2 protein-coding genes are annotated in these 3,271 nt (G+C 59.8%); both read right to left on the bottom strand.

What is annotated here, in order from left to right:
* Positions 1-170: 170 nt before the first annotated feature.
* Positions 171-560 (bottom strand): AMP-binding protein, encoded by a 390-nt coding sequence (locus tag XANALMUS060_RS23135; protein ID WP_343122994.1) that lies wholly within the window; start codon positions 558-560, stop codon positions 171-173.
* A gap of 11 nt (positions 561-571) precedes the next feature.
* Positions 572-3,271, bottom strand: a 2,700-nt coding sequence (locus XANALMUS060_RS21585) for a condensation domain-containing protein (RefSeq protein WP_152640602.1), incomplete at its 5' end; no start/stop codon positions are given.

Raw genomic sequence — 3,271 nt, 5'->3', positions numbered from 1 at the left:
GGTATTGACAACCTCGATGTTGTGAGGCCTGAACGCATACCACTCCCTCAACTTCTGCGGAGATATCGCATCTCCAGTCACATTGAGAAGCCGCACACCTTGCAGTTGTGTCCGTGCCAGCTCTGGCGATTGCTTCCATGCGCCGACAAGGCTATGCCAATGCGCCATTGTCAAATGCACGACCGTCGCCCGTGGGTGCGCAGATATCTCTGCTTGACAACCTCGATGTTGTGAGGCCTGAACGCATACCACTCCCTCAACTTCTGCGGAGATATCGCATCTCCAGTCACATTGAGAAGCCGCACACCTTGCAGTTGTGTCCGTGCCAGCTCTGGCGATTGCTTCCATGCGCCGACAAGGCTATGCCAATGCGCCATTGTCAAATGCACGACCGTCGCCCGTGGGTGCGCAGATATCTCTGCGCACCCATGATCCACAGAACCAAATATCGAGGGGGCCAGAACAAGTGCAGCCCCGCCGAGCAAGGCAGGGAAGATTTCTTCGACCGAAAGATCGAAGCTGATCGAATTCTGTTGCAAGACATGATCGGACTGCGTCACTGCGAACAACCTCACCGCATCCAATGCGTGCGTAGTTGCACAGATTGCGGTGCTCGATCATCACGCCCTTGGGCATACCGGTGGATCCGGACGTGTAGATCACATACGCCAGATGCCGCGCAGTCGGACCAGTGGCGTGGCGGTCGAGATTGCGATCCGATAGATGCTGCCAGCGTTCGGCATCGGCTTGCACATCGACAATCACGGCCGAGTTGCACAGATTGCGGTGCTCGATCATCACGCCCTTGGGCATACCGGTGGATCCGGACGTGTAGATCACATACGCCAGATGCCGCGCAGTCGGACCAGTGGCGTGGCGGTCGAGATTGCGATCCGATAGANAACACCGCCACCGCGCCACAATCGGCACGTATGTAAGCCAATCGCTCTGGTGGGTAGGCCGGGTCCAGCGGCACATAGGCACCACCGGCCTTCAGCACCGCCAACAGCGCCACCACCATCTCTGCACTACGCTGCACGCAGATCGCCACCCGCTCGTCCGAGCCCACACCCAACTCGCGCAGGTAATGCGCCAGACGATTGGCTCGTGCGTTCAACTCGCCATAGGTCAGCGCCACCTCACCCTGCACCACCGCGATGGCCGATGGCGCAATCGCCACCTGTGCCTCGAACAGTTCGTGCACACAGGCATCGCGTGGATAATCCACCGCCGTTGCATTCCACTGTGTCAGTAGTTGATGGCGCTCTGCTTCAGGTAGAACGTCGAGATCGCGCACCGGCATCTGCGGCGCATGGATAAGTGCATCGACAAGCCCTTCCAGCGCCTTCAACAAGAACGCGCACATGCGTTCCGGAACAAGTGGCAGCTGCGACTGTACATTCACAGAAAAGCCGGACCCAATATCGTCGATGGAAGCCATCAGCGGATAACTCGTCCGCCCATGGTTCTGCATGATCTCGACACCCTCCCAGGCCAAAGCTCCGGCAGCTTGTTCTATCTGAAGGCTATGTCGGTAGTTGAGCAGCGAGGTAAACAATGGCGCAGGTGCCGGAACAGCGCTGCAGCGCTGCGCCAGCGATAGCGATGCGTGTTCGTGCCGCAATAACGCGGCAAGACGCTGCTGCACCACATGCACACTCTCTACTACGCTTTTACCGTCAATCTCGATACGCAGCGGCAAAGTATTGAGGAGCAAACCAACCGCCTGATCGCCTCCCGCGACGCCTTGCATGCGGCCAAACAAAATCGTCCCGAGCACAACACGCTCACGCCCCGTGGCGCGTGCCACCACCTGCGCCCAAGCCAGATGGAACAGGCTGGCAGCACTCACGCCGAGCTCACGCGCACGGTTGCGCAACGATGCCGACAGATGATCAGGCAGCTCAAGCCGTGCCTCCTCCAGGTCCGCACCATCGCCTTGTACATCGATCACGCCAAATGGCGCACAGGGCTCATCCACATCACCGAGCATCGTCCGGAAATACGCCTCGTGCTGCTCTTGGCTCACGCCCAGCAGCGCCTGCGCCACAAAATTGCGGAACGGCAGAGCAGCCGGCAAGCTGGCCCATTTACCGCACAAATGGCACCGGACTTCTTCCAGCACGATCTGTAGCGTGGTTTGATCCAGGGCCAAGTGATGACTGAGTAGCTGCAACAACCAGCGACCGCTGGCCGCATCCTGTGTCGCAAAGCCGCGTATCAGCGGCGCCTGGCGTACATCCAGACGCCAGTGCTGCGGATCGAAGCGCGCCTGTAATTGCGCGGCGGCATTGCCTTCCCCCTGCGTCAGGCAGACATCCTCGATGACCAGCGCCGCGCTGCGCCACACGACCTGCACCGGTGCGACAAGCCCTTCCCAGATTACCGCTGTGCGCAGGATGTCATGACGATCAATCACACGTTGCAAGGCATCGACAAAGCCATCCAGACGCGCACGGCTGTCAAACGCAATCAGGTTCGGCAGCAGATAAGCATCGCCTTCGCGCTGCAGCAGGTGATGAAAGAAAATGCCTTCCTGCAACGGCGCCAGCGGATAGATGTCCTGGATATTGGCCGAGCCACCCGGGGTCATCGCGACGATGCTGTCGATCTGTTCCTGAGTAAGTGCCACCAGCGGCAACATCTCAGGTGTGATTATCTCGGTATCAGGTCCAATAAGGTTTGGTGGAACGTTGACCGACACGGTGCCGCTCGCCGCAGCGAGCGCCGCAAGCGTCGGAGTGGCGAACAGAGTCCGCAAGTCCGCTTGCAAGCCATGCCGACGCATGTGCTTGGTCAACGACACCGCCAGCAACGAATGGCCGCCGAGCGCGAAGAAGTTGTCGTGCCGTCCGATGGTCTCCAGACCGAGTAATTCGCTCGCGCCAGATCGCGGCAATGGTGTGTTCGATCTCTGTTCGATCTCGCCCTGTGGTGCTTCATACGTCAACGCCGCATAGGCCGCCGCATCCGGTGCGGGTAATGCCTTGCGATCCAGCTTGCCGTTCGGGGTCAGCGGCAAGCGATCCAACTGCACATAGGCCGGCCGCTGGCACCATGTAGCTGGCACCATGTAATCGGGCAGTCCATCCGATAGCCAACTGCGCAATGCGGCAGCATCAACAGCTTCGTGACCGACCCAATACGCCACCAGTCGCTTCTCTGTCCCTGCCGTCTCAAGCGCGACGACCACGCACTCGCGCACCTCCGCATGCGCGCTCAAGCGCGCCTCGATCTCGCCCAACTCGATGCGGAAACCACGGATCTTGAC

It is taken from the genome of Xanthomonas sp. MUS 060 (genome assembly GCF_000963215.1).
GTDB lineage: Bacteria > Pseudomonadota > Gammaproteobacteria > Xanthomonadales > Xanthomonadaceae > Xanthomonas_A.
This window is presented reverse-complemented; position numbering and strand designations above follow the sequence as displayed.